This window comes from Streptomyces shenzhenensis (assembly GCF_003688995.1).
GTDB lineage: Bacteria > Actinomycetota > Actinomycetes > Streptomycetales > Streptomycetaceae > Streptomyces > Streptomyces shenzhenensis_A.
The window spans coordinates 1-560 of sequence record NZ_PENI01000127.1; the positions used below are offsets into that span (position 1 = coordinate 1).

The window sequence follows — 560 nt, forward strand, 5'->3', positions numbered from 1 at the left end:
GTCCCCGCGCGCGACCTGCGCGACGACCTCGATGTCGTCCTCCAGTCCGAGCAGCGCGGCCAGCGCCTCGCGGACCATGGACTGGTCCTCGGCCAGCAGGACCCTGATGGTGCTCGTCATGCCCCGGATCCTACGTCGCCCACGGGGGCCAGGGGCACGCGGGCGACCAGCCGGAAGCCGTGCTTGACCCGGCCCGCCTCCAGCGTTCCGCCGGCCTTCTCCAGGCGTTCGGTCAGCCCGGTCAGACCGTTGCCGAAGCCGCCGTTGCCGGTGCCCGATCCGTCGTCCTCGACGGCGAGTTCGAGCATCGGGCCGTCCAGCGTCTGGCGGTGGGTGAGCCGTACGGCGCACCGGTCGGCGCCGCTGTGCCGCACCACGTTGGTGACCGCCTCGCGCAGTGCCCAGGCGAGCGCCGACTCGGCCTCCTCGGGCACCCCGGCGAGGTCGGGTTCGGGCGGCAGTTCGGCGGTGACGCCCGCGGCCGTGAGGGCCACCTGGGTGCCGGCCAGCTCGACGGCGAGCCGGGGGCGCCGATAGCCGGTGACGGCCTCCCGGACGTC

General features: G+C 75.0%; 1 protein-coding gene and 1 pseudogene. Both read right to left on the reverse strand.

Translation table 11 applies throughout. From position 1 onward, the window contains the following. A pseudogene (locus CTZ28_RS46495) lies at nt 1-120 on the reverse strand (DNA-binding response regulator); the annotation flags it as partial. Next, nucleotides 117-560, reverse strand: a 444-nt coding sequence (locus CTZ28_RS46500) for an ATP-binding protein (RefSeq protein ID WP_398658156.1), incomplete at its 5' end; no start/stop codon positions are given. The pseudogene CTZ28_RS46495 and the gene CTZ28_RS46500, both read right to left, overlap by 4 nt.